The sequence below is a fragment of the Coprococcus intestinalis genome (genome assembly GCF_023656595.1).
Lineage (GTDB): Bacteria > Bacillota > Clostridia > Lachnospirales > Lachnospiraceae > Coprococcus_A > Coprococcus_A intestinihominis.
This window is the reverse complement of record NZ_JAMOKJ010000003.1, coordinates 19,854-45,081: the sequence shown is the minus strand read 5'-3', so window position 1 is coordinate 45,081 and position 25,228 is coordinate 19,854. Positions and strand designations below refer to the sequence as shown.

Below are 25,228 nucleotides of genomic sequence, written 5' to 3'. Positions count from 1 at the left end.
ATGCATAGATTAAGCCAGGAGTATCAATAGATAAGGTGATGCCCTGGCCTTTCAATAAAAGGCGGCAGGCAGAACCTGAAAGGACGGTTTGTGAGTGAATGACTGGATTAAACAAATAGGTCAATTCCTAATGGTTGCTTTAGGCATATTCTGTACATTGTTCATTCTAATACAAAATCCTGCGGCAGCGGCGGAGACTGGGCAGCAGGAGGAAAAAGAGAAGCTGTCATTAAACGCCCGCGCAGCAGTACTGATGGATGCTGACAGTGGGCGTATTCTTTACGGCAAAAATGAAACAATGGTCTTTCCTATGGCCAGCACAACAAAAATTATGACATTGATCGTGGCATTGGAACATAATGAACCGGATCAGATTGTGATGGCTTCAGCAGGGGCATCTGCTATGCCGGAAGTTCGTCTGGGTGTTCATGAGGGGGAACGCTACCGTATGGAAGATCTGTATTATGCCATGATGCTGGAATCTTTTAATGACGCAGCTATGATGATTGCTGAAGGTACCGTCGGCAGCGTAGAAAATTTTGCAGAACTGATGAATGAAAAAGCGATATCCCTTGGATGTACGCAGACATATTTTATAACGCCGAACGGGTTGGACGCTGCGGACGAAAAAGGTGTGCACAGCTCTACAGCAGAGGATATGGCGAAGATCATGCGATATGCGATCGACAATGAAGATTTTTTAAAAATTACACAGACAGCGGATTATTCTTTTACGGATTGTGATAGGAAAAGAAGTTTTGAGGTACATAATAAAAACGTCCTTTTGACCATGATGGATGGTGTACTATCCGGAAAAACCGGGTATACGGCAGATGCGGGCTACTGTTATGTCTGCGCTGTAAAAAAAGATGACCGTACATTTATCGCAGCACTTCTTGGCAGCGGATGGCCGCCGCATAAAGGTTACAAGTGGTCGGATGTACAGACACTGCTGGACTATGGCGACAAGAATTATCGTTATCAGACTATTGATATCAGCAAAGGAGTTCCGGATAGGCAGGTACATGTTATGAAGGGGGAACATGATTTTGCTACCGTGAGAGCAAAACAGACAAATTACAGGTTCCTTTTAAGTTCGGAGGATAAAGTACATGTGGAGAGCGTGCTTCCTGGACAGTTGGAAGCACCGGTGGAGGCAGGACAGTCAGTGGGCAGTATTCGGATATTTGTGAATGGTGATTTGACGGCGGAAAATGATTATGTCACAATAAATAAAATAGATGCCCGATGTACTTGGATGGAACGCTTGTTAAGAAAATAAAGAATTGTCTGTCGGAGGCAGATAGGAAGCTTTTTGTTTTGTTGATAAATTATTGAAATAATACAAAAATTATCGATAAAAATAGTAAAAATATACAAATGTACTTGAAGCAATACAATTAGTCTGGTAAAATAACAGATAAGAAACGGCAAAGTTTTTGTCAGTTAAGAGAGGATGAGGGCATAATTATGAGTCGGGTTAAGGCAATGTCTGCCGTGGAACGTATTGAGAGTTTGTTGGATGCCGGAAGTTTTATCGAAATCGGTGCTTCTGTTCATGCAAGAAATACGGATTTTAACATGCCGGAAAAGCAGACGCCGGCAGATGGCGTAATCACAGGATATGGTACGATCGACAGCAATCTTGTCTATGTATTTAGTCAGGATCCATCTGTGATGGGCGGAGCGATCGGAGAGATGCATGCGCGCAAGATTGAGAAGATCTATGAACTGGCGTTGAAGATGGGTGCGCCGGTGATTGGTATGTACGATTGTGCGGGCTTAAGATTGCAGGAAGCAACAGACGCACTGGATGCACTTGGAAGATTATACAGACAGCAGACGGCGGCTTCAGGTGTAATTCCGCAGTATGCAGCTGTGTTTGGTCAGTGCGGCGGCGGTACAGCTTTGCTGGCGGCATTATCAGATTTTACTTTTATGGTGAAGGACACAAGCGCACTTTTTGTGAATGCACCGAATACACTGGATGATAGTTGCGGTGCAGCTGAGCGGTATGCCGGTGCAGAGTTTCAGGGCAGGGAGACAGGCAATGCGGATTTTGTCTGCGAGAACGAAGAGACATTGCTGGCACAGCTGCGTGAGCTGGTGCTGATGCTTCCGTTTAATCAGGAGGATGTTCTGGATTATGACGTATGCGAAGATGATTTGAACAGAAAGATTGCAGACTATTCAGGAACAGGTGATGCGGCACAGGTACTGAAGGATATCACGGATGTCGGCAGATATGTGGAAGTAACGGCCGGTTATGCCAGAGAGATGGTGACAGCTTTTGTTAAACTGAACGGACTTACTGTCGGTGCAGTGGCCAATAGAACAGAGATTCTGGATGAGAATGGTGAGGCAGCTGAATCATTTAACGGCAAGTTGACAACAGAAGGACTTCAGAAAGCAGCAGATTTTATTCGTTTCTGTGATGCATTTTCAATTCCGGTGCTGTCCCTGGTTTCTGCAACCGGCTTTGATACAACCGTGGCCAATGAAAAGAGTGTTGCCAGAGAAGCAGCCAGACTGATTCATACTTTTGCGGATGCATCCGCACCGAAGGTGACATTGTTGACAGGTGAAGCTTACGGCAGTGCTTATCTGACCATGAATTCAGGACATATCGGTGCAGATCTTGTTTATGCATGGCCGACGGCGTCTGTTGGCATGATGCCTGCAGAGAATGCGGTAAAGATTATCTATAATGATGAGATAGATGCTTCTGATGATGCACAGGGACTGATCGCAGAGAAGGCAGCAGCTTATGCGGCACTTCAGACGAGTCCTGAATCTGCGGCAGGCAGAGGTTATGTGGATGCGGTGATTGAACCGGAGAGCACAAGACAGCATTTGATCGCAGCATTTGAGATGCTTTATTCAAAGCGAGCCGTACGACCTTCTAAGAAGCACAGTACGCTGTAATTGGAGGCGCTATCTATGAAGAAGAAATTAATGGCTTGTGAGGCTCTTTTGCTGCCGACGCTGGCGCTTACCGGCTGTGGTTCACAGTTTGGAGATAAGATGGTAAGAGCCGGAATGAATACATTGATGGGTATGGGAACAGTCTTTGTTGTTCTGATATTCATTGCATTTCTCATATCAAGATTTAAATACATCAGTCAGCTGGAGAACTGGTTTAGAAACCGTAAGACGAAGAATGAACAGGCAGTTACTGAGACTGTTGCTGAAGAACCGGCGGCAGATGAGGAAGAAATTGATGAAACGGATGATCTGGCTCTTGTGGCAGTGATTACTGCTGCGCTGGCTGCATCCCTTGAAACATCACCGGATAAGTTAATCGTCCGTTCAATTCGAAGAAAAAGTACGAACCGCTGGTAGGAGGACAAGTAATTATGAAAAACTATATTGTGACCGTTAATGGTGTCAGCTATGAAGTTTCTGTTGAGGAAGTAGGAGAGGGTCAGGCAGCAGCGCCTGCAGCCGCTCCAGTGAAAGCCGCTCCTGTAAAGGCAGCAGCCCCTGCTAAGAAGGCCAAAGCATCCGGAGCAGCAGGCTCTGTGAAGGTTTCTGCACCAATGCCAGGCAAGATCATTGCAGTGAAGAAAGATGCCGGTGCTGCAGTGAAGAAGGGCGAAGTCATTCTTGTCCTTGAAGCGATGAAGATGGAGAACGAAATTGTTGCACCGCAGGATGGCACAGTTGCATCTGTGAATGTTGGAGCCGGTGATGCGGTTGAAGCCGGTGATGTTCTCGCAACGATGAATTAATGTCACTGTTAATTTAATTCATCTGTACGGGAGGCTTCAATATGGATTATATTTTTACAACATTAGGAAATCTCGTCCATCAGACTGCATTTTTCAATCTGACGGTGGGAAATTTCATCATGATATTTGTGGCATGCTTTTTCCTGTATCTGGCCATTGGACGCGGTTATGAGCCGCTTCTTCTTGTGCCGATCGCATTTGGTATGCTTCTGGTCAATCTGTATCCGGATATCATGAAAACTGTGGAGGAGGCCGCTGCGGACGGCAGTACATCAGCGGGACTTTTGCATTATTTCTTTCTGGGAGACGAGTGGGGCATATGGCCGTCACTGATCTTCCTTGGTGTCGGTGCCATGACAGACTTTGGACCGCTGATTGCCAATCCTGCCAGCTTTCTTCTGGGAGCAGCAGCACAGTTTGGTATTTTCTTTGCTTATATTGGCGCTATGTGTCTTGGATTTGAAGATGCAGCGGCTGCAGCTATTTCCATTATCGGCGGTGCGGACGGCCCGACATCCATATATCTGGCTAGTAAGCTGGGACAGGCACATCTTATGGGACCGATTGCCGTAGCGGCATATTCCTATATGTCCCTGGTGCCGATCATTCAGCCGCCGATCATGAAGGCACTGACAACAAAAGAAGAACGTTCCATCAAGATGGAGCAGTTAAGACCAGTATCCAAACTGGAGAAAATCCTTTTCCCTATCATTGTTACTGTTGTGGTCGTACTGATTTTGCCTTCAACAGCACCTCTTGTAGGTATGCTGATGCTGGGTAATCTTTTCAGGGAAAGCGGTGTGGTTAAACAGCTTGCTGAAACAGCATCCAATGCCATGATGTATATCATCGTTATTCTTCTTGGTACATCCGTTGGTGCCACAACAAGTGCAGAAGCATTCCTGAATTGGACAACCATCAAGATTGTAGCCCTTGGCCTGATAGCTTTTGCAGTGGGAACAGCATCCGGTGTCCTGTTTGGCAAAATTATGTGCAAAGTAACCGGAGGCAAGGTAAATCCTCTGATTGGTTCCGCGGGCGTATCCGCAGTACCGATGGCAGCCCGTGTTTCTCAGAAAGTCGGTGCAGAAGAGGATCCGACAAATTTCCTGCTGATGCATGCCATGGGACCGAACGTTGCCGGTGTTATCGGTACAGCAGTTGCTGCCGGTGTATTTATGGCTATTTTTGGTGCATAAGGATTCGACTTTTACGATGTATCTGCAGTGCAGACATGGACTTGGCGCCGGTGTCTGCGGGCAGATTCTGAGTTTGATATATGAATGATAGGAGAATGAAAAATGTCCGAGATTAAGAAAAAACCTGTGGGTATTACTGAGACCATTCTCAGAGATGCCCATCAGTCACAGATTGCCACACGAATGACGACAGAGCAGATGCTGCCGATTATCGACAAGATGGATCAGGTTGGCTACCATTCTGTAGAATGCTGGGGCGGAGCCACTTTTGATGCCTGTCTGCGTTTCCTGAAGGAGGACCCATGGGAAAGACTTCGTAAGCTAAGAGACGGATTTAAGCATACAAAGCTTCAGATGCTGTTCAGAGGTCAGAATATTCTTGGTTATCGTCATTACGCAGATGATGTGGTTGAGTATTTTGTTCAGAAATCCATTGCAAATGGTATTGATATTATTCGTATTTTTGATGCGTTTAATGATCTCCGCAACCTTGAAACATCTGTTAAGGCCTGCAAAAAGGAAGGCGGCCATGCACAGATCGCGCTTTGTTATACACTGGGAGAAGCGTATACTCTGGATTACTGGAAAGAAATTGCCAAGAAAATCGAGGAGATGGGGGCTGATTCCATTTGTATCAAGGATATGGCGGGCTTGCTTGTGCCTTATGAGGCAGAAGCACTTGTAAAAGCGTTAAAGGCTTCTACAAAATTGCCAATTCAGCTTCATACCCATTACACAAGCGGTGTCGCTTCTATGACGTATATGAAGGCTGTTGAGGCAGGATGTGATATCATTGATACAGCGATGTCACCGTTCGCCCTGGGCACCAGTCAGCCGGCTACAGAGGTGATGTGTGAGACATTCAGGGAAACACCGTTTGATACAGGCCTTGATCAGAAACTGTTGGCAGAGATTGCAGATTATTTCAGACCGATCCAGGAAGAAGCTTTAAAGAGCGGTCTGCTGAATCCGAAGGTGCTTGGCGTTAATATCAAGACACTGATGTATCAGGTACCCGGCGGTATGCTTTCCAATCTGGTATCGCAGTTGAAAGATGCACATGCTGAGGATAAATATTATGACGTACTTGAGGAAATCCCTCGTGTAAGAAAAGACTTTGGTGAACCGCCGCTTGTAACACCATCATCACAGATTGTTGGTACCCAGGCTGTACTGAACGTTCTGATGGGGGAACGCTATAAAATGATTACCAAAGAAAGCAAGGCCCTGCTTCATGGCGAATACGGTCAGACCGTGAAGCCATTTAATCCAGAAGTTCAGAAGAAAGCCTGCGGTGATGAGACACCGATCACTTGTCGTCCGGCAGACCTTCTGGAACCTGAGCTGAGGGAAATGGAGAAAGAGGTGGCCCGCTATAAACAGCAGGATGAAGATGTATTATCCTACGCTTTATTCCCGCAGGTAGCCGTTGATTTCTTCAAGTACCGTGAGGCGCAGCAGGAGAAAGTCGATCCTACCCGGGCGGACACGAAAGCCGGAGCTTATCCAGTGTAGGAAATAGATAAATTGGTTCAGCCAATCACGTTAGATTATTAACATGTAATTGGCTGGGCCAATTTGCTTTTTGCGAGCACTCGTCAATCAATAGTGCTGAAAGAAATTGCCGAACAGGGATGATTTTCAGACAAAAAATAAAAAACTTTAAAAAATTAAAAAAAAGTACTGTACAAATCAGAAATTCATGATATAATAACATCAACACGATGTTAAAGAATTAACGAATGCTCATGGGAGTTGAAAATGGTTCAAAAGTTTTTCAAAGAGTTTCGTTAATACGCACGTGACATTGCAGCTTTATTAATATTTTATCATGTTATGTTAATTGAAAGGGAGAACAAGATCATGGGAGAAATTGTAATTGCAAGTGCATGTAGAACAGCTATCGGTACATTTGGCGGTACATTAAAGGATGTTCCAGCAGCAGAACTTGGTGCAATCGTTGTTAAGGAAGCAGTTAAGAGAGCAGGCATCAAACCTGAGATGGTTGATGAAGTTATTTTCGGTAACGTATTACAGGCAGGTCTTGGCCAGAATATCGCTCGTCAGGTTACTTTAAAGGCAGGTCTTCCTATTGAGACAACAGCTATGACAATTAATATCGTTTGTGGTTCTGGTCTGAAGAGTGTTGCTCTTGCAGCTAACCAGATTCTTGCAGGCGAATCTGAAATCGTTGTTTGTGGTGGTACAGAGAACATGAGTGCTGCTCCATATGCAATTCCTAGTGCTCGTTGGGGCGCAAGAATGAACAATTCTAAGATGATCGACGTTATGGTTAATGATGGCCTGTGGGATGCTTTCAACCAGTATCACATGGGTATCACAGCTGAAAACGTTGCTGAGAAATACGGTATCACAAGAGAAATGCAGGATGAATTTGCAGTAGCTTCCCAGAGCAAAGCAGAAGCAGCTATCAAAGCAGGCAAGTTCAAAGATGAAATCGTTCCTGTAGTTATCCATGGCAAGAAGGGTGATACAGTATTTGATACAGATGAACATCCTAAATTCGGCACAACACTTGAAAAAGTGGCTAAATTAAAACCAGCTTTCAAGAGAGATGGCGGTACAGTTACAGCAGCTAATGCTTCAGGTATCAACGACAGTGCAGCAGCTCTGGTTGTTATGTCCAAAGAAAAAGCTGATGAATTAGGTATCAAACCTCTTGCAACAATCGTTTCCTATGCTACAGGCGGTGTAGATCCATCTATCATGGGTGTTGGCCCTGTCCCTGCAGTTACTAAGGCAATGGCTAGAGCTAACATGACAGTTGATGATTTTGATCTGATCGAAGCAAATGAAGCTTTCGCAGCTCAGTCTCTGGCAGTTGCTCAGGATCTTAAGTTTGATATGAGCAAGGTTAACGTTAATGGTGGTGCTATTGCTCTTGGCCATCCAATTGGTGCATCAGGTGCCAGAATCCTTGTTACATTATTATATGAAATGCAGAAGAGAGAAGACGCCCATACAGGTCTTGCTACACTGTGTATCGGTGGTGGCCAGGGCCAGGCTCTTATCGTTAAAAAATAATTCCTTTTCTTCTAACATACATAGAGGATGAAAGAAAGGCTGTTTCAAAACATGTTTTGGAACAGCCTTTTCTTCGCATTATTCACAAAGAAGTATAAGTTTGTGTGCATTCTTTGATTACTTGCGGGAATGAAAAATCTGTGTTATGATAAAACAGACTGATGAAAAAACTGGAGGCAAATATGGATACATCGGCAGATGTGCTGCAATTAATAGAGGAAGCTTATAAAACATTCAGCAAAGGACAGAGATATATAGCAGATTATATATGTAATAATTATGATAAGGCAGTGGATATGACAGCGGCTCGCCTTGGAAAGATTGTCGGAGTCAGTGAATCGACGGTTGTTCGATTTGCAACAGAGCTTGGCTTTAAAGGATATCCGCAGTTTCAGAAGGCACTGGGAGAACTTGTGAAACAGAGATTGAGTTCTGTTCAGAGAATTTCACTGGCATACGAGAGATTATCTGAGAGCCCGGATCTTATTTCTTCTGTGCTCCATAATGATATACAGAATTTGAAACATACGGAAGAAATGATTGACCGGGATGCATTTTACAGGGCGGTTGATCTGATTGGGGATGCCAGGAAGATTTATGTGATCGGCGGGAGAAGCTGCAGTACGCTTGCTTCATTTTTAAACTATTATCTGAGCTATATCTTTGATGATGTTCGATTAATACGTTCAGACAGTGTGACAGAATCAATTGAGGAGATTCATCGTATTGGAGAGCAGGATGTGATTCTTGCAATCAGTTTTCCACGTTATTCAGTGAAGACAATACAGACCGTTTCATTCGCCAAGAACCGTAAGGCGAAGATCATCGCTATTACAGACGGCGAACAGTCACCATTGGCTAAATATGCAGATTGTTCGATTTATGCAGGCAGTGATATGGTTTCCTTTGTGGATTCGCTTGTTGCACCGCTCAGTGTTGTCAATGCATTGCTGGCAGCACTGAGTATGCGGTATAAGGATTCCGTAACGGATACAATGTTGTCTATGGAATCAATATGGAATACGATGAACGAATATGAACGCATTGATTAATGATTCGGATGGAGTCTTTTTATGAAGAAAATAATAATTGTCGGCGGTGGAGCCGCCGGTATGTTTGCGGCTGTTTCGGCAGCAAATGAACATACGGAAGTTCATATATATGAACATAATGAGAAACTTGGGAAGAAACTCTTTATTACCGGTAAGGGTCGATGCAATATTACAAACGGATGCGATGATGTGGAGGAATTGCTGAGTCATGTCGTGACAAATGCACGATTTTTATATTCTGCATTTTATACATTCAGCAATCAGGATATGATGCAGTTCCTGACTGAACAGGGACTGGAATTGAAGACAGAAAGAGGCCAGAGAGTATTTCCGGTTTCAGATAAATCCTCTGATGTGATCCGTACACTGGAACGTGTTTTGAAGGACAGGCATGTGCAGGTCCATTTGAAACAGCAAGTCTGTGATTTGTGGATTGAAGACAATGAGATAAGAGGGATTTTCTTGTCCGGCGGAGAGAAGGTTGAAGCAGATGTGGTGATCCTGGCTGCCGGCGGTGTCTCTTATCCTTCAACAGGTTCTACCGGAGACGGTTATCGGATGGCTGAGCATGCGGGTCATCATGTGACGCCAAGGGTGCCTTCACTTGTACCGATGGTTGTGGATGATGCATGGTGTACAGAACTTCAGGGACTGTCTTTGAAAAATATCAGTTTTTCCCTTCGATGCGGGAAGAAAGAATTTTACCGGGAATTCGGAGAGATGATGTTTACACATTTTGGCATTACCGGACCGGTTGTATTAAGCGGCAGTACCCGGATAGCCCCTTATCTGAAGAAAGGCACTGTTACGGCTGAGATTGATATGAAACCTTCATTGACCGAAGAACAGTTGGATGCACGGCTGCTTAGGGATTTTGATAAGAACATGAATAAGCAGATCAGAAATGCATTGTCAGAACTTTTACCGTCCAGTCTGATACCTGTGATTATCAGACTTTCGGGGATTGATCCTTACATGATCGTGCATGATGTGACGAAACAGCAGCGCCAGAAATTGATTCATACAATGCGTCATCTGACTATGACGGTGACAGGTGTGCGCGGTTTTAATGAGGCAATCATTACCCAGGGAGGCATCCGTGTTAAAGAGGTGGACCCGAGTACGATGGCATCGAAGCTTGTGAAGGGGCTGTATTTTGCCGGTGAGATCCTGGATCTGGATGCAGTTACCGGCGGTTATAATCTTCAGATTGCCTGGTCAACGGCTTATCTGGCGGGCAGGTCTGCGGCAGAAGCAATCACAGAGTAAAGGAATGAGAATAATGAGTATAAATGTAGCGATAGATGGACCAGCTGGTGCAGGAAAGAGCACAATCGCCAAAAAGCTTGCCAAGGAGCTGGACTATATTTATGTGGATACTGGTGCGATGTATCGAGCCATGGCATTATATATGATAGAGCAGAAGACGGACATTCAGCATATGGATGCTGTCAGAAGTGCCTGTGATGCAATCACAATCGATATCCGATACAGCGATGGTGAACAGCAGGTTATTCTGAATGGAAGGAATGTTAATGATTTTATCCGTACGGAGGCAGTCAGTGAGATGTCCAGCAAGATTTCGGCAATACCTGAAGTGCGGGCTAAACTGCTTTCTCTGCAGCGTTCTCTGGCAGCTGCATCAAATGTCATTATGGATGGCAGAGATATCGGAACGCATGTTTTACCGAATGCGGATGTGAAGATTTTCCTGACGGCGGATGCGCATGTGCGTGCCCTGCGACGATATGAAGAATTTACAGCGAAGGGAATCGATTGTACCTTGGAGAATGTTGAACGTGAGGTCATTGAGCGTGATGAACGTGATATGAACCGGGTAATCGCACCGCTTAAACAGGCAGAGGATGCGGTCAGAGTGGATACATCACAGATGAATATTGATGAAGTCGTTAATTGCCTTAGACAGCTGATTCTTGACCGCATTTAGAAGGTGAATAGAATGAAGAATGTTATATTGGCAAAGACAGCAGGATTTTGTTTCGGTGTCCGTCGGGCGGTTGATATGGCTTATGGCATTGCCGGCAGGGACAAGGTCTACACGTATGGCCCGATCATACATAATGAAACGGTTGTTGAGGACCTTGAGGCCAAAGGGATAAAGGTGGTTCATTCCATCGAAGAAGCAGCTGCCCTTGCAGGCGGGACGATGATCATTCGGTCACACGGAGTATCCAAAGAGGAGATTGATCTTCTGAAACAGATGGGATTTGATATTGTGGATGCCACATGTCCTTTTGTTAAGAAAATCCATCACATTGTCGAGGAATACAGCGAACAGGGATATGGCATTATTATTATAGGCAGTGCGGATCATCCGGAGGTGCAGGCAATCAGCGGGTGGTGCAAGGAACCGCCGGTGATTATCGAATCTGAGGAAGAAGCCCGGAATTTTAAGACTGATCCGGACAAAAAATTGTGTCTTGTATCACAAACGACATTTAATTACAATAAATTTCAATTATTAGTTGAAATTATTTCAAAAAAGGGTTATGATATAAGATGTCTAAATACTATATGCAATGCGACTGAGGAACGCCAGTCAGAAGCCCGGGAGATAGCCGGACGCGTTGATGCAATGATTGTCATTGGCGGAAGACAGAGTTCCAATACGCAGAAATTATATGATATTTGCAAAAACGAATGTAAAAATACTTACTATATACAGACACTTGTTGACTTGGATTTGAAGACATTTGAATCTATAGGTAATGTAGGTATTACAGCAGGGGCATCGACCCCAAATAATATTATCGAGGAGGTTCACACCAATATGTCAGAAATGGGTAATGAACAGAGTTTTGAACAGATGCTGGAAGCATCATTAAAAACTATCAGAACAGGAGAAGTCGTTGAAGGTACCGTCATCGATGTCAAAGAAGACGAGATCATTCTTAATATAGGCTACAAGGCAGACGGAATCATCACGAGAAATGAGTATTCCAATACATCTAATCTCGACCTTAGAACAGTTGTCAATGTTGGCGATACAATGCAGGCTAAAGTTCTGAAAGTAAATGATGGCGAAGGTCAGGTTCTCTTAACATATAAGAGACTGCTGGCTGAAAGAGGCAACAAGAGAATTGAAGAAGCTTATAACAACAAGGAAGTCCTTACAGCAAAAGTTGCTAACGTTCTTGACGGTGGCTTAAGCGTTGTTGTAGAAGAAGCAAGAGTATTTATTCCTGCAAGCCTTGTTTCCGATACTTATGAGAAGAACCTGTCCAAGTACCAGGATCAGGAGATCTCTTTTGTAATCACAGAGTTTAATCCACGCAAGAGAAGAATCATCGGTGACAGAAAGCAGCTGATCCTTGCTGAGAAAGCTCAGAAACAGAAAGAATTATTCGAAAAGATCAATATCGGTGATACAGTTGAAGGCCGTGTAAAGAATGTAACAGATTTTGGCGCATTCATCGATCTTGGCGGTGCAGATGGTCTGCTTCACATTTCTGAAATGTCATGGGGCAGAGTTGAGAATCCAAAGAAGGTTCTTAAAGTCGGTGATACACTTAAAGTCCTGATCAAAGATATTCAGGGCGAAAAGATTGCATTAAGCCTGAAATTCCCTGAAACAAATCCATGGCTTACAGCTGCTGATAAGTATGCGGTAGGCAATGTTGTTGAAGGTAAAGTTGCAAGAATGACAGACTTTGGTGCATTCGTTGAACTTGAACCAGGCGTAGATGCACTTCTTCATGTATCTCAGATTTCCAGAGATCATGTTGACAAACCATCTGATGTTCTTTCATATGGTCAGACAATCACAGCAAAGGTTGTAGATTTCAATGAAGAATCTCAGAAGATCAGCCTGAGCATGAAAGCACTTGATGCAAAGGAAGAAACTGAAGAATAAATTATCATTTATGATTTCAGGAGAGGCTTTGCCTGCTGTTGGCAGGTAAGGCCTCTTTTTTCAAAAGGAGGTTTTATATGCAGCCTTACTATGCGATAAAGTTAAAATGCTTTGTATTACGCTTGATGATGGGATGCTCACTGCTGTTGATTTCGGCAGGGATTGTCGTCTCTATTTTGCAGGAAGTCATGAACAGTTATGATGCCAACAGCAGACTTGCATATATATTAGGACTGCTGATCTGCGCATTGATGGTTGCGTTGGGAACTGTGCTGATTTATCAGGCTTTTCATTTTGAAAGATTCGTTTTTGGACGAAGTCAGCGAAGTTATGATCTGTTGAAGAAAGATATGCAGGACAAGTCAGTGGTCAGTGCAGGCAATCTGATTGTAACGGATCAGTTTATGCTACTCTTTTCCAAGCATATTTTTAATATGTGTAAGGTGATACGGCTGGAGAATGTTATTGCCTGTTTTGAAGAGCCTGTTTATGGAACTGTTGCAAAGCCTTCAGAATATACACTGTATATTTATGACCGGGATTTTAAGTGCCATACCATTGTATTGGATGCGAAGCAATCAGAGGCCGGACACCAGGCAAAGGAGAAGATTTGTCAGACACATCCGTGGATTTATGCAGTCAGTCGTGATACTTTTCTTGATCGCACGATGTCTAAAAACAGCAGAAGGAATTTTCTGAATCAGATTGAGAAGAGAAAGTATGAAATGAATTCCACGGTCAATGTGGATAAGGAGGCTGAAGCAGAAATTGATCAGATGGTCAATGATGCCAGAAATAAGCTGGATTTTCACTCCATCCTCGGCAAAAATAAAAAAGATGCAGAATCGAAGCAAAAATAAAAGGGCACAGAGCCCTTTTATTTTTGCTTTTTAAATCATACGGAAAAACGGTGTTACACAGAAGCAACTTCTTTGATGAGAGAGGATATATAAGACCTGAGAAATGCCGGGTCAGATGTCAATTTTTCTGTATCACACAGGATATACAGCTGCTTGTCATCGAAGCTTTTCTTGAAAGTAGGCTGCAGTGAAGTGTCAAAAGATGGGAGGAAAATCCCCTCCTGGCGGATGTAACAGGTGGCTGCGGTTGCTTTTTGACGGTATGCTTTATCGACGTAACAGGCAATAGAGCGATGGATGGCACGGTCTTCTTTGGGAAGATAATAATAGTCTTTGACGGGGCCTGGGAGAAAATATTTCAATTCACCGGATAAAACCGGAATGACAAGATGTGCCGTATCTTTCTCTAAAGAGAGAGAAAGCAGAGCGTTCGCCAGTTGGACCCTTTGGGGGACCGGTGTCTCTAATATGAGAGCAAGGTGACAGAAATTCTCTTCTAACCTGCAAAGATGTACTTTGGCGAACCTTCCTCTGAAAAATTGTGTATAGGCAGAGAGTGAATGGAGGTGGAGTAGTCCGATCATATCCGCTTCATGATGGGACTTCAGCTGTAAAAGCAGCGTATCTTCTTTGGAAAGCTCCCATGATGTATAGCATTTAACCAATGCTTCAGGGTCAAGATGCTCAGGACGGGTATAGCGAATAAAGGCTTCAGCGGTGGCTTTTCGGGTGTTTTCCAGAGAAAGCAGATGCCTGAAAGGAGAGATATCTTTTTGAATATCCAGCTGTCGGACGCTTTGAAAGAGTGTCAGATCAGCAGTATCTTCGCTGGAAAAACAGTCGGCGTCGCTGTAATTGCGCCAGCGGTTGTTGAGAAAGCGGTAAGTAAAACTGTGACCGCCATAGGTGAGTACCTGGCTGAAATTCTCAAGTATCTGTTGGAAAGACTGCATCAGTTCACGCTCATCCATTTTCTTTTCGGCCAGCAGGCATTGAAAATGCCATCCTTTTTCTTCCTGCCATCCCAGTCCGATCATAAACACAAAAGCGTTCCTGGGGGAAAGACCGGTTGTCTCGATGTTCAGAAGCAGCGTCTGATCAGTAATATGTATGTCTGATGGATAAAATGTATCAAATGTAAGCATAATAGATCCTCCTGACGCTATCTTATCATAAAGAGACATAGTTGAACAGCCTTTATCGACTGAACAGTTGTTTTGTGTTTGGACTGGACTGAACAGTTGTTTTGTGGTATGATGATTTTCGAAGAGGTGAAATGAGTGATAGCGTTTATTCAGGGAGAATTATGTGATGCCGGCCAGGATACGATTGTTGTTGCCTGTCATGGTATTGGCTATGAAATACAGATACCCGTGTCGGTAGCTCAGGTACTGCCGGATCCAGGGAATGTTGTTAAGATATATACGTATACTTATGTGAGAGAAGATGCATTGGGATTATTTGGCTTTTTGACGCAAGATGATCTGAAGATCTTCAAGCTGCTGATCACTGTCAATGGTGTCGGACCGAAAGCGGCATTGGCAATTTTGTCAGCGATGACAGCTGACGAGCTCCGTTTTGCAATATTAGCGGAAGATGCCAAGGCAATTGCCAAGGCTCCGGGGATCGGACCGAAGACGGCGAAGCGAATGATTATTGAATTGAAGGACAAGCTGAATCTTGAATCCATGATCGAAGGTCATGGCGATGCAGAGATGAGTCTTTCGGACCCTGGCGATGCGGCTGCGAATGTTCGGGATGAAGTCATTATGGCATTGACAGCACTGGGTTATGGTAATACGGAGGCTGTTCGTGCGGTGCGTGCTGTTTCAGGGGCAGATGAGATGGACAGTGAGACGCTTTTGAAACAGGCTTTGAAGAAAATTATGATATTTTAGGTGAGAGACAATGGCAAAACGAATTATTACAACCGAGTTTGCAGAGGAAGATGTCAAGATCGAGAATCATCTCAGGCCTCAGCTTCTGAAGGATTATATCGGACAGCAGAAAGTGAAGGAAACACTTTCTATTTATATTGAGGCAGCCAGACAGAGAGAAGAACCACTTGATCATGTCCTGTTCTATGGACCTCCGGGATTAGGAAAGACGACGTTGGCGGGAATTATTGCCAATGAAATGGGCGTGAAGATGAAAGTGACATCGGGACCGGCCATTGAGAAACCGGGTGAGGTTGCTGCTATATTGAATAATCTGTCGGAGGGGGATGTTCTCTTCATTGATGAAATTCATCGCTTGAACAGACAGGTAGAAGAGGTCCTTTATCCGGCGATGGAAGATTTTGCAATTGATATTGTGATTGGCAAAGGCGCAGCTGCAAGATCCATCCGTCTGGATCTTCCGAAGTTTACACTGGTGGGGGCAACGACAAGAGCCGGACTGTTGACGGCGCCACTCAGAGATCGTTTTGGTGTTGTCAGTCGTCTGGAATTTTATTCAACCCAGGATTTAATGACGATTATCAGGCGGTCAGCAGAAGTTTTACATGTGAAGATCGATGAGCGGGGAGCAGAGGAGCTTGCCAGACGTTCCAGAGGAACCCCGCGTCTGGCCAATCGGCTGCTAAAGCGTGTACGCGATTATGCCCAGGTTTGTCACGATGGTGTGATCACGCTGCAGGTTGCCAATGAAGCACTGGATCTTCTGGATGTGGATAAGTATGGTCTGGATCAGTCAGATAGAAACATTTTACTCACCATGATGAATAAGTTCAGAGGCGGACCGGTTGGTCTTGATACACTGGCGGCAGCTCTTGGAGAGGATTCCGGAACATTGGAAGAGGTGTATGAACCATATCTGATCAAGAATGGATTTATACAGAGAACACCGCGGGGAAGAGTTGTAACAGAACTTGCCAGAGCTCACTGCGGAATTCCGGCTGATGCGTCATAACAGGAGACAATGCCTGCTTGAAGGACTTGAATTAAGACTTGTAATTCCGGTTAATTCGTTTATAATGGTAACAGACGGGATTGGGTGACAATGAACCTTGTAAGGACTGAAGATAAAAGGAGGATATGGAATGGCATCAAAGACAGATGTTCAGGTTTTGCTCGGTGGAAAGGTCTATACACTGAGCGGCTATGAGAGCGAGGAATATCTTCAGAAGATTGCATTATATATCAACAATAAGATGACAGAGCTTAATCAGATGCCGGGGTATAAGCGGATGGGCAGCGATATGCAGAAGACTTTGCTGGAGCTGAACATGGCAGATGATTATTATAAAGCAAGAAAACGAATCAGCGAGCTTGAAGCAGATCTGGAAGATAAGGATAAGGCTGAGTATGATCTAAAGCACGAATTGATCTCAGCACAGATTCAGTTGGATGAATCCACGAAGAAGATTGATCAGCTGAAAGACGAGATTAATGAACTTCAGAAACAGATTGTAAAGCTTGAGGCGAAGGCCGAACGCCAGAATGATTAATCGGCTTTCTTGACGATGTAAAAAGGGTTGCTGTACGGATTCAGTAGTGATAAGTTGCGGCGCCCTTTCTTTTTTCACGGCAGGACAGGAGATAGAGAATGAGAGAAATAGAGGTACTGGCACCGGCAGGCTCTTTTGATACGATGAAGGCGGCCTATAAGGCAGGCGCGGATGCTGTGTATATGGGCGGACCGATGTTCGGCGCAAGAGCCTATGCAGATAATGCGGATGCAGGGCAGATGCTGTCAGCGATTGACTATGCGCATCTTCATGGGCGGAAGCTTTATATGACGGTGAATACACTTTTGAAAAACACAGAAATAGAAGGGCAGCTGGAAGATTATATCCGGCCTTTTTATGAACAGGGACTGGACGCGGTCATTGTACAGGATTTGGGCGTTATGGAAATGATTCATACACTTTTTCCGGATATGGCGATACATGCCAGTACACAGATGACAGTCTGCGGAACGGATTACGGCAAATGGCTCAGAGATCATGGTGCATCAAGAATTGTTACACCCCGTGAGCTGGATTTATCAGAAATTGCGGATATGAAACAGCAGACAGGGGTGGAGATTGAGACATTTGTGCATGGAGCACTTTGTTACTGCTATTCGGGACAGTGCCTGATGAGCAGTATGATCGGAGGAAGAAGCGGTAATCGCGGCAGATGTGCACAGCCATGCCGCCTTCCATGGACCTTTCGTTCGGACAGCAGGGAGAAGAGCGGCTATCTTCTCAGTCCGAAGGATTTGTGCAGCCTGCAGCTGCTGCCGGATCTGATTGATGCAGGTGTGGATTCTCTGAAGATAGAAGGCCGCATGAAAAAGCCGGAATACGCAGCACTGACAGCTTATTTATATCGCAAGTATACAGACCTATATCTGACAGGTGGGCGTGAACATTATCATGTGGATCAGGCAGATCTGGAGCAGTTAATGGATCTGTATAACAGAGGCGGTTTCACGGACGGCTATTTTTACAGGCACAATGGGCAGGAGATGATGTCGGTTAAACGTCCGAACCATTCGGGCTTGAATATCGGACAAGGAAGAATAAACCGCAGGGGTGAAATGGAGATACAGCCTATGAAGGCCCTGGGAGCGGGTGATGTTCTGGAATTGCCGGATGGACAGTCAGTCAAACTGGACAAAGCTGTTTCGGTGGGTGGACAGCTGAAGGTGAAGTATACAGGCAAACCATTTAAGCAGACATGTTCCGTTATGAGAACACGAAATCAATCGCTGATCCAGTCGGTTACCGAGCAGTATGTCAAAAACAGTGACCTGAAAGAGAAGCTTTATGGATATGTAAGTATTTCGAAAGATTTACCTGCTAGAATAGATGTATATTATAGAGATATGCATGTCTGCAGTGAGGGAGCGATTGTCCAGCCAGCCCAGAAGCGGCCGCTTACAGAAGAGGAGATTCGCAGGCGCCTGATGAAGACGGGGGGGACACCTTTTGAATTCGATCAGCTGGAGATTTTCCTTGAAGAGGACTGCTATATGACGGTCCAGGAATTGAACCAGTTTAGGCGTGAGGCGCTTGATACTGTGGAAAGAGCCGTACTGACACCATTCAGAAGACAGCAGCCGTCGATTTTACAGTCGTCGAATGATAGCAGAAAGCGAGAAAAGAGACCTGTATCCATCAGTGTTCTGGCATCTTCAAGAGCACAGGTGCTTGCAGCATCAAAGGTGGATGGTATCAGCCGCATTTATTTTAATTACGAAGGCAATGACAATCTTGCAGTTGAAGCAGCTGCTATGACACATGGTGCGGGCAAAGAATTCTATCTGGCAATGCCTTATATTTTAAGAAATGATACAAAGAAGCAGTGTCTGTCTAAAATTCAGAAGCTGAAGTCAACGACAGACGGCTTCCTGGTGAGAAATATGGAGACGCTGCTGATGCTGAGAAAGGCAGGATTTGACCAACCGTGTATATCGGATTATAATATGTATTGTATGAATGACAGAGCCGGCCGTGTATATGAGCAGATGATGGATCAGATGACCTTACCTGTGGAACTGAATCGAAGGGAGATTGCAGGACTTCGATCTGCGGTGAACAGCGAGATGATCGTCTACGGATATCAGCCGCTTATGGTGTCGGCACAATGCCTTATGAAGACAACCGGCAAATGCACCAAAGAACCCGGGTATTATGAACTGGAAGATCGCAGACACAAGAAGTTTCTGGTGCATAATGTCTGCGCTTTCTGCTATAATCTTATTTACAATTCAGTGCCGTTATACTTAATGGATGTATTGGATGAGGCAACGGAAAGTGGTATTGGCGGTGTACGCCTTCAATTTGTCAATGAGACAGGCGATACTGTCAGAGCAATGGCAGAAGCATGCATCCGTGCCCTTCAGGGAGAACGGGTGACAGCTGCCGGAGATTTCACGAAAGGACATTATAAAAGAGGAGTAGAATAGGGACAGGATGGTTAATGTTATTACGCAGTTATTTAAGTACATGGTTGCATTGATCATGGCGATTTATACGATTCGCTGTTTTACGGTTTTCAGTGTCAAAAAAGAAAAGAAAAAGCGAAGGATTTACAGAAGCCAGAATTTTCTGATGCTCTGGATTCATCTCATGCTTTATACGATTATTTTTCTGAATGAGAAATCCATGTATGTACTTGTCTTTTACGGCGCACAGCTGTGTTTCTTTATTGTTGCGTTGTTTATGTACAACAATATTTACAGGAATGCGTCAAAGCTTTTGATCAACAATATGTTTTTTCTGATGATGATCGGTTTTGTAATGCTGACAAGACTGGACATGACACTTGCAGTGAAGCAATTTTTAATTGCTGTTGCATCTGTTGCCTTCAGTCTGACAGTGCCGGTGATTGTGGAGAAAGTCGGTTTTTTGAGCAGGCTCGGTATTGTTTACGGCATTATCGGTCTCGGAGTTGTTGGTTCCGTATTTATTTTTGGTACAAAGGTTTATGGTGCGACCAACTGGATCAGCATTGCGGGTATTGGTTTTCAGCCATCAGAATTAGCAAAGATTATTTTTGTGTTTTTTGTAGCAGCTATGCTGTATAAAAACACCAGTCTGAAGCAGATTATGCTCACCTCCGCTCTGGCGGGAGTGCATGTGCTGATGCTTGTTGTTGAGAAAGACCTTGGTGCGGCAGTTATTTTCTTTGTTACGTATATTGTGATGCTTTACGTGGCAACACGTAGAGCCATGTGGCCGCTTATGGGCCTTGCGGCAGGAGCCGGTGCTTCTGTTGTTGCTTATCATCTGTTTGACCATGTCAAACGAAGAGTTGTTGCCTGGAAGGATCCTTGGGGCAATTATAACGATGCTGGATATCAGATCGCTCAGTCACTGTTTGCCATCGGAACAGGCGGATGGTTTGGCATGGGTCTGTATCAGGGAATGCCAAAGGATATTCCTGTAAGGGAAAGTGACTTTATTTTTGCGGTGATCGCTGAGGAACTGGGTGGTTTTTTTGCCATCTGTCTTATTTTGGTATTTATGAGCTGTTTTATTATGTTCATTAATATTTCGCTGCGTTTGACCAATAATTTCTATAAGCTTCTGGCAATTGGCCTGAGCATTGCATATGGTTTTCAGCTGTTCCTGTGTATCGGTGGTGTTATCAAGTTTATTCCGCATACCGGTGTTACATTGCCACTGATCAGTTACGGCGGAAGTTCCATTCTTTCCACAATCATTGTATTTGCAGTGATTCAGGGACTTTATCTGTTGAAACAGAAGGAGGTGAAAGAGATTGAAGAAAAACGACGAGAATCAGAACAACGACAGTGGAATGACCAGACGCGTGTATAAGAAGGCCAGTTTGGATGATACTGTTGTCAATGTCAGGAAAGATCCATCGGATAACTTTGATCTGCTTTCGGATGATGGAATGATGGACTATGTGCCGGGTGTGGATGATGTGGATCATTTTGATTTTGATGAGAAGGATATCGAACACTACCGCAAGGTCAATGAACAGGAAGCGGCTGAGAGAGACAGACGCAGGAAGCAGCGTGCGCTGGAGAAACAGTGTACTGCTCAGAAACAGCAGTGTGAAACAAAGAAATCAGATGAACAGCCGCAGGGAAAAAGACAGAATAAACAGGCCGCTAAGGCTGTTGCAGACGAGGTTCCTGTGAAAAAGACAAATACCAAAAAGAAAAAACGCCGCAGAAGAAAAGATGAAGAGACGGATATTGATGATATAGAACTGCGCCGTGAACTCAGTGAAAAGAAACGCACGAACAAAGAGATCATGCGTATTACGTATGTGATGATGCTGCTTTTCTTCGGAATGATCGGTTACTTTATTTATTTTGACGGCGTGACAAGCAAGGAAGTTATTAATAATCCACATAACAGCCGTCTGGCCAAGATGGCGGACAGTGTTGTCAGAGGAGAGATTCTTTCAGCGGACGGAGAAGTTCTGGCAGAATCCATCAGGGATGATAATGGCAATTATTACCGTTATTATCCGTATGGATGTACATTTGCCCATGTGGTGGGAACAAGTGATGTGAACAAGTCCGGTGTGGAGCTGACAGCCGATTACAATCTGATTACGTCAGATATCCAGCCAGTGGAGAAGATTATTAATGAGATCAGAGGTCAGAAGAATCCGGCGGATAATGTGGTGACAACATTAAATGCCAATCTGCAGCAGGTGGCTCATGATGCTCTGGGAGACAGGGAGGGCGCTGTAGTGGCAATAGAACCATCCACAGGTAAGGTACTGGCGATGATTTCAAAACCGGACTACGACCCGAATTCACTGGTTGATAATTATCAGGACATTATTAGTGATGAGAACAGCAAAGTTCTTCTGAATCAGTCAACGCAGGGACTTTTTGTACCGGGGTCTATATTCAAGATGGTGACGTCATTGGCATATCTTCGCAGCGGCGGTGACCCGGATAATTACAGCTATTACTGTGATGGTTCGATTTCACTGCAGTCTGACAGCGGTGACAGCTATATTAAGTGTTATGACGGTGAAGAGCATGGACAGGTGGATCTGCTTGAATCTTTTGCAGAATCCTGTAATGCATCATTTGCTAATCTGGGGCTATCCATCAGTGTAGATAAAATGAATGAAGTGGCCAATTCGCTGCTGTTTAATCAGACACTGCCAACGAAGTTTACGACGGCTAAAAGCCAGTTCAGTCTGTCTAACACAGACAGCCAGTGGCAGATTGGTGCAACGGCTATTGGCCAGGGCAATACAGTTATTTCTCCGATCCATGCAGCTATGCTCGTCAGTGCCATTGCCAACGGCGGAACATTGATGAAGCCGTATGTGATTGATTCTGTTCAGAGCACGGAAGGTTCTGTGATTGAACAATATGAATCAGAGAACTATGGAACGCTGATGTCAGCTTCAGAATCTTCACAGCTGACCAAGATGATGAAGGCGGTTGTTGAAGAGGGTACCGGTTACAAACTTTCCGGCAAGAATTACTCTGTTGCCGGAAAGACAGGAACAGCGGAAGTTGTCGGAAGAGGCAACAATGCCTGGTTTGTCGGTTTTGCACCGGCGGATGATCCGAAGATTGCCATCTGCGTATTGGTGGAAGATGCCGGAACAGCCAGCAGCGAAGCGGTTCCTATTGCCGGAGAGATACTGGATGCTTATCTGAATAATTAAATGGACAGGTATTCCTTTACAAACAACAGGTTAAATTCCTGTGATATTATTGTAAAATACCTCAAAGCATTGTATACTAATAGATAGAATACTTGATTGACACACCAATGAGCAGGGAGGAATTGCGATGACAAAGGCAACGAGCTGTGGCGGTGTGGTTATATTCAGAGGTAAAATCCTTCTGCTGTATAAGAATTACAGAAATAAATATGAAGGATGGGTGTTACCGAAAGGTACTGTTGAGGCAGGCGAAGAATTTAAGGAAACGGCACTCAGAGAAGTGAAAGAAGAAACGGGTGTAGACGCATCTATTGTGAAATATGTAGGCAAGAGCCAGTACAGCTTCAATACATCCCAGGATGTGGTGATGAAGGAAGTCCACTGGTATTTGATGATGTCTGACAGCTATTTCAGCAAACCACAGCGTGAAGAGTATTTCGTGGATTCGGGGTATTATAAGTATCACGAAGCTTATCATTTACTGAAATTTACGAATGAGAGGCAGATCCTTGAGAAGGCTTACAGTGAATATATAGAATTCAAGAAGAGCAATCTCTGGGGAAGAAAAAAGTATTATTGATCTATCTGTCCTGCGGACGGAGCACAAAAGAGGGGATGTTGTAAAATACGGAGAGGTCGCAGTACCTTTTCCGGGTATGTCATTTTACGGCATCTCCTTTTGTTTTATTTGCAGAGGAGAATGAAATGCTGAGAGAAGTCGATTTAAATAAAAATCTTACCAAAAAAGAATACAAAGAAATGATGGATAAACTGGCGCCGAAGTTTGCTGCGCTTCAGCGAGAAGCGCGGGCTAAGGGTTTGCCGGTGATGGTTATTTTTGAAGGATGGGGCGCATCCGGTAAGGGAACGATGATCAGTCGCCTGATACAGCCGCTGGATCCGCGTGGATTTAAGGTATTTACCATTCAGGCAGAAAATGAAGAAGAGCATATGCATCCGTTTTTGTGGCGTTTCTGGACGAAGACACCGGCGAAGGGGCGCATGCATATTTTTGACCGAAGCTGGTATCGGCGCGTGATCACAGAACAGATGGATGCGCCAATGGATCAGAAGCGCCTGGATGCAGCGTATCATCAGATTCTTTCATTCGAGGAACAGCTGTCGGCTGACGGAACATTGATCATCAAATTTTTCCTGCATATTTCTGCCGATGAACAGGAGAAGCGTCTGAAGAAGCTGGAACGTTCATCTGAGACGAAGTGGCGTGTGACCAAAGCGGACTGGAAGCATTTTAAGCAGTACAAGGCGTATCTGCCGATGTATGATCATATGCTGGAACAGACCGATATGTCATGGGCACCATGGCATGTCATTGAGGCAACAGACAGGGAATATGCAGCAGTGAAAGTCATGACAATTGTTGCCGGGATGATAGAAGAACGTTTGAATGAAGAGAATGCAAAAGAGAGCCGCAGTCATTTGGCAGAGAGGGCGCAGGAAGAATTGCCGGGTACGGAAGAGACAATGCGTACAACGGTTCTTGACGGTGTGGATGTCAGTCTGACAATGACAAAGGAAGATTACAAGAAGCGTTTATCTGTTCTGCAGAAAGAATTGACCCGTCTGCAGAATGAGATGTATCTGAAGCGGATTCCTGTTGTTGTGGCTTTGGAAGGCTGGGATGCGGCAGGAAAGGGCGGTGCGATCAAGCGTTTGACAGAGCCTCTGGATCCGCGCGGATACGAGGTGGTTCCGACGGCGGCACCGAATGATATAGAAAAGGCCCATCATTATCTGTGGCGCTTCTGGCGAGCCATGCCGAAGGATGGTCATATGACGATTTTTGATCGGACATGGTATGGACGTGTGATGGTGGAGCGTATTGAAGGCTTCTGTAGCCAGGCAGAATGGCGCCGTGCATACAGAGAGATCAACCAGATGGAGCAGAATTTGACAGACCACGGGGTGATCGTTCTGAAATTCTGGCTTCAGATTGATAAGGATGAACAGGAACGACGTTTTAATGAGAGAATGGAGGATCCTGAGAAACAGTGGAAGATTACGGATGAGGACTGGCGCAACCGTGAGAAGTGGGATGCGTATGTCAAGGCTGTCGATGAGATGATCTTGAGAACTTCTACTACCTATGCACCGTGGACGATTGTTGAGGCTGATTCCAAGTATTATGCAAGGATTAAGATACTCGAGACGGTTGTTCGAGCCTTAAAGAACAGAATCTGATTTCTGACGTAGAAAAATAACACAAGAAAAAGTGATTTATCCATTGCATTCTGTTAAAAAATATTGTACAATAACAATTGCATCTGTAGCTCAGTGGATAGAGCAACGGTTTCCGGAGCCGTGTGCGAGGGTTCGATTCCCTTCAGGTGTATTTTTTTAAC

General features: G+C 44.6%; 21 protein-coding genes and 1 tRNA gene. 21 read left to right on the top strand and 1 reads right to left on the bottom strand.

Going from position 1 to position 25,228, the window contains the following annotated elements; all coding sequences use genetic code 11:
- The first annotated feature begins 130 nt into the window (after positions 1-130).
- The 12 genes from NBH03_RS03040 (at position 131) to NBH03_RS02985 (ending at position 13,761) form a co-directional block, all read left to right on the top strand.
- Positions 131-1,282, top strand: a complete 1,152-nt coding sequence (locus NBH03_RS03040; protein WP_250796985.1) for a D-alanyl-D-alanine carboxypeptidase family protein — start codon at positions 131-133, stop codon at positions 1,280-1,282.
- A 188-nt stretch (positions 1,283-1,470) separates the two neighbouring features.
- Positions 1,471-2,925, top strand: a complete 1,455-nt coding sequence (locus NBH03_RS03035) for an acyl-CoA carboxylase subunit beta (RefSeq protein WP_250796983.1) — start codon at positions 1,471-1,473, stop codon at positions 2,923-2,925.
- A gap of 15 nt (positions 2,926-2,940) precedes the next feature.
- Positions 2,941-3,342: an OadG family protein gene (locus NBH03_RS03030; RefSeq protein ID WP_215631247.1), complete on the top strand. Its 402-nt coding sequence runs from the start codon at positions 2,941-2,943 to the stop codon at positions 3,340-3,342.
- Between the two features lie 14 nt (positions 3,343-3,356).
- On the top strand, positions 3,357-3,731 hold the full coding sequence (locus NBH03_RS03025) for a biotin/lipoyl-containing protein (RefSeq protein ID WP_117526813.1): 375 nt from the start codon (positions 3,357-3,359) through the stop codon (positions 3,729-3,731).
- 41 nt (positions 3,732-3,772) lie between these two features.
- Entirely contained in the window at positions 3,773-4,930 is a 1,158-nt protein-coding gene (locus NBH03_RS03020; RefSeq protein WP_015514147.1) for a sodium ion-translocating decarboxylase subunit beta, read from the top strand.
- 102 nt (positions 4,931-5,032) lie between these two features.
- A complete protein-coding gene (locus NBH03_RS03015) occupies positions 5,033-6,445 on the top strand; it encodes an oxaloacetate decarboxylase subunit alpha (protein ID WP_250796976.1) in 1,413 nt (470 codons plus the stop codon).
- Between the two features lie 348 nt (positions 6,446-6,793).
- The gene (locus tag NBH03_RS03010) at positions 6,794-7,975 is read left to right on the top strand and encodes an acetyl-CoA C-acetyltransferase (RefSeq protein ID WP_117539587.1); all 1,182 of its coding nucleotides are present in this window, start codon (positions 6,794-6,796) and stop codon (positions 7,973-7,975) included.
- A 182-nt stretch (positions 7,976-8,157) separates the two neighbouring features.
- A complete protein-coding gene (locus NBH03_RS03005) occupies positions 8,158-9,027 on the top strand; it encodes a MurR/RpiR family transcriptional regulator (protein ID WP_015514151.1) in 870 nt (289 codons plus the stop codon).
- A 21-nt stretch (positions 9,028-9,048) separates the two neighbouring features.
- Positions 9,049-10,296, top strand: a complete 1,248-nt coding sequence (locus NBH03_RS03000; RefSeq protein WP_227082754.1) for a BaiN/RdsA family NAD(P)/FAD-dependent oxidoreductase — start codon at positions 9,049-9,051, stop codon at positions 10,294-10,296.
- Between the two features lie 13 nt (positions 10,297-10,309).
- Positions 10,310-10,975 (top strand): (d)CMP kinase, encoded by a 666-nt coding sequence (cmk, locus tag NBH03_RS02995; RefSeq protein WP_250796974.1) that lies wholly within the window; start codon positions 10,310-10,312, stop codon positions 10,973-10,975.
- A gap of 12 nt (positions 10,976-10,987) precedes the next feature.
- Entirely contained in the window at positions 10,988-12,901 is a 1,914-nt protein-coding gene (locus NBH03_RS02990) for a bifunctional 4-hydroxy-3-methylbut-2-enyl diphosphate reductase/30S ribosomal protein S1 (RefSeq protein ID WP_250796972.1), read from the top strand.
- A gap of 77 nt (positions 12,902-12,978) precedes the next feature.
- Positions 12,979-13,761, top strand: coding sequence for a hypothetical protein (locus NBH03_RS02985; protein ID WP_250796970.1), 783 nt, complete (start codon positions 12,979-12,981; stop codon positions 13,759-13,761).
- A gap of 53 nt (positions 13,762-13,814) precedes the next feature.
- Here NBH03_RS02985 and NBH03_RS02980 read toward each other — a convergent pair whose 3' ends face one another.
- On the bottom strand, positions 13,815-14,906 hold the full coding sequence (locus NBH03_RS02980) for a ribonuclease H-like domain-containing protein (protein ID WP_250796965.1): 1,092 nt from the start codon (positions 14,904-14,906) through the stop codon (positions 13,815-13,817).
- Between the two features lie 135 nt (positions 14,907-15,041).
- Here NBH03_RS02980 and ruvA point away from each other — a divergent pair, with 135 nt between their 5' ends.
- The 9 genes from ruvA (at position 15,042) to NBH03_RS02935 (ending at position 25,218) form a co-directional block, all read left to right on the top strand.
- Positions 15,042-15,659: a Holliday junction branch migration protein RuvA gene (ruvA, locus tag NBH03_RS02975; RefSeq protein ID WP_181967463.1), complete on the top strand. Its 618-nt coding sequence runs from the start codon at positions 15,042-15,044 to the stop codon at positions 15,657-15,659.
- 10 nt (positions 15,660-15,669) lie between these two features.
- Positions 15,670-16,671 carry a Holliday junction branch migration DNA helicase RuvB gene (ruvB, locus tag NBH03_RS02970; protein ID WP_250796959.1) on the top strand — a complete coding sequence of 334 codons (1,002 nt, stop codon included), beginning with the start codon at positions 15,670-15,672 and terminating at the stop codon, positions 16,669-16,671.
- Between the two features lie 130 nt (positions 16,672-16,801).
- Entirely contained in the window at positions 16,802-17,209 is a 408-nt protein-coding gene (locus tag NBH03_RS02965; protein ID WP_015514158.1) for a cell division protein ZapA, read from the top strand.
- A 98-nt stretch (positions 17,210-17,307) separates the two neighbouring features.
- Positions 17,308-19,656 carry a U32 family peptidase gene (locus tag NBH03_RS02960; RefSeq protein ID WP_250796952.1) on the top strand — a complete coding sequence of 783 codons (2,349 nt, stop codon included), beginning with the start codon at positions 17,308-17,310 and terminating at the stop codon, positions 19,654-19,656.
- A 7-nt stretch (positions 19,657-19,663) separates the two neighbouring features.
- The gene (locus NBH03_RS02955; RefSeq protein ID WP_250796946.1) at positions 19,664-21,031 is read left to right on the top strand and encodes an FtsW/RodA/SpoVE family cell cycle protein; all 1,368 of its coding nucleotides are present in this window, start codon (positions 19,664-19,666) and stop codon (positions 21,029-21,031) included.
- Complete coding sequence (locus NBH03_RS02950) at positions 20,973-22,865, top strand: peptidoglycan D,D-transpeptidase FtsI family protein (RefSeq protein WP_250796941.1); 1,893 nt, start codon at positions 20,973-20,975, stop codon at positions 22,863-22,865. Before NBH03_RS02955 ends, NBH03_RS02950 begins: the two co-directional genes overlap by 59 nt.
- A 127-nt stretch (positions 22,866-22,992) precedes the next feature.
- Entirely contained in the window at positions 22,993-23,445 is a 453-nt protein-coding gene (locus tag NBH03_RS02945; protein ID WP_117526832.1) for an NUDIX hydrolase, read from the top strand.
- A 125-nt stretch (positions 23,446-23,570) separates the two neighbouring features.
- Entirely contained in the window at positions 23,571-25,067 is a 1,497-nt protein-coding gene (locus tag NBH03_RS02940; protein ID WP_250796935.1) for a phosphate--AMP phosphotransferase, read from the top strand.
- A gap of 79 nt (positions 25,068-25,146) precedes the next feature.
- Positions 25,147-25,218: transfer RNA gene (locus tag NBH03_RS02935), tRNA-Arg, on the top strand.
- Positions 25,219-25,228 lie beyond the last annotated feature (10 nt).

Coding starts and splice junctions, on each gene's coding strand:
- NBH03_RS03040 (WP_250796985.1), top strand. CDS start 131: ATGGTTGCTTTAGGCATATTCTGTACATTGTTCATTCTAATACAAAAT.
- NBH03_RS03035 (WP_250796983.1), top strand. CDS start 1,471: ATGAGTCGGGTTAAGGCAATGTCTGCCGTGGAACGTATTGAGAGTTTG.
- NBH03_RS03030 (WP_215631247.1), top strand. CDS start 2,941: ATGAAGAAGAAATTAATGGCTTGTGAGGCTCTTTTGCTGCCGACGCTG.
- NBH03_RS03025 (WP_117526813.1), top strand. CDS start 3,357: ATGAAAAACTATATTGTGACCGTTAATGGTGTCAGCTATGAAGTTTCT.
- NBH03_RS03020 (WP_015514147.1), top strand. CDS start 3,773: ATGGATTATATTTTTACAACATTAGGAAATCTCGTCCATCAGACTGCA.
- NBH03_RS03015 (WP_250796976.1), top strand. CDS start 5,033: ATGTCCGAGATTAAGAAAAAACCTGTGGGTATTACTGAGACCATTCTC.
- NBH03_RS03010 (WP_117539587.1), top strand. CDS start 6,794: ATGGGAGAAATTGTAATTGCAAGTGCATGTAGAACAGCTATCGGTACA.
- NBH03_RS03005 (WP_015514151.1), top strand. CDS start 8,158: ATGGATACATCGGCAGATGTGCTGCAATTAATAGAGGAAGCTTATAAA.
- NBH03_RS03000 (WP_227082754.1), top strand. CDS start 9,049: ATGAAGAAAATAATAATTGTCGGCGGTGGAGCCGCCGGTATGTTTGCG.
- cmk (WP_250796974.1), top strand. CDS start 10,310: ATGAGTATAAATGTAGCGATAGATGGACCAGCTGGTGCAGGAAAGAGC.
- NBH03_RS02990 (WP_250796972.1), top strand. CDS start 10,988: ATGAAGAATGTTATATTGGCAAAGACAGCAGGATTTTGTTTCGGTGTC.
- NBH03_RS02985 (WP_250796970.1), top strand. CDS start 12,979: ATGCAGCCTTACTATGCGATAAAGTTAAAATGCTTTGTATTACGCTTG.
- NBH03_RS02980 (WP_250796965.1), bottom strand. CDS start 14,906: ATGCTTACATTTGATACATTTTATCCATCAGACATACATATTACTGAT.
- ruvB (WP_250796959.1), top strand. CDS start 15,670: ATGGCAAAACGAATTATTACAACCGAGTTTGCAGAGGAAGATGTCAAG.
- NBH03_RS02965 (WP_015514158.1), top strand. CDS start 16,802: ATGGCATCAAAGACAGATGTTCAGGTTTTGCTCGGTGGAAAGGTCTAT.
- NBH03_RS02960 (WP_250796952.1), top strand. CDS start 17,308: ATGAGAGAAATAGAGGTACTGGCACCGGCAGGCTCTTTTGATACGATG.
- NBH03_RS02955 (WP_250796946.1), top strand. CDS start 19,664: ATGGTTAATGTTATTACGCAGTTATTTAAGTACATGGTTGCATTGATC.
- NBH03_RS02945 (WP_117526832.1), top strand. CDS start 22,993: ATGACAAAGGCAACGAGCTGTGGCGGTGTGGTTATATTCAGAGGTAAA.
- NBH03_RS02940 (WP_250796935.1), top strand. CDS start 23,571: ATGCTGAGAGAAGTCGATTTAAATAAAAATCTTACCAAAAAAGAATAC.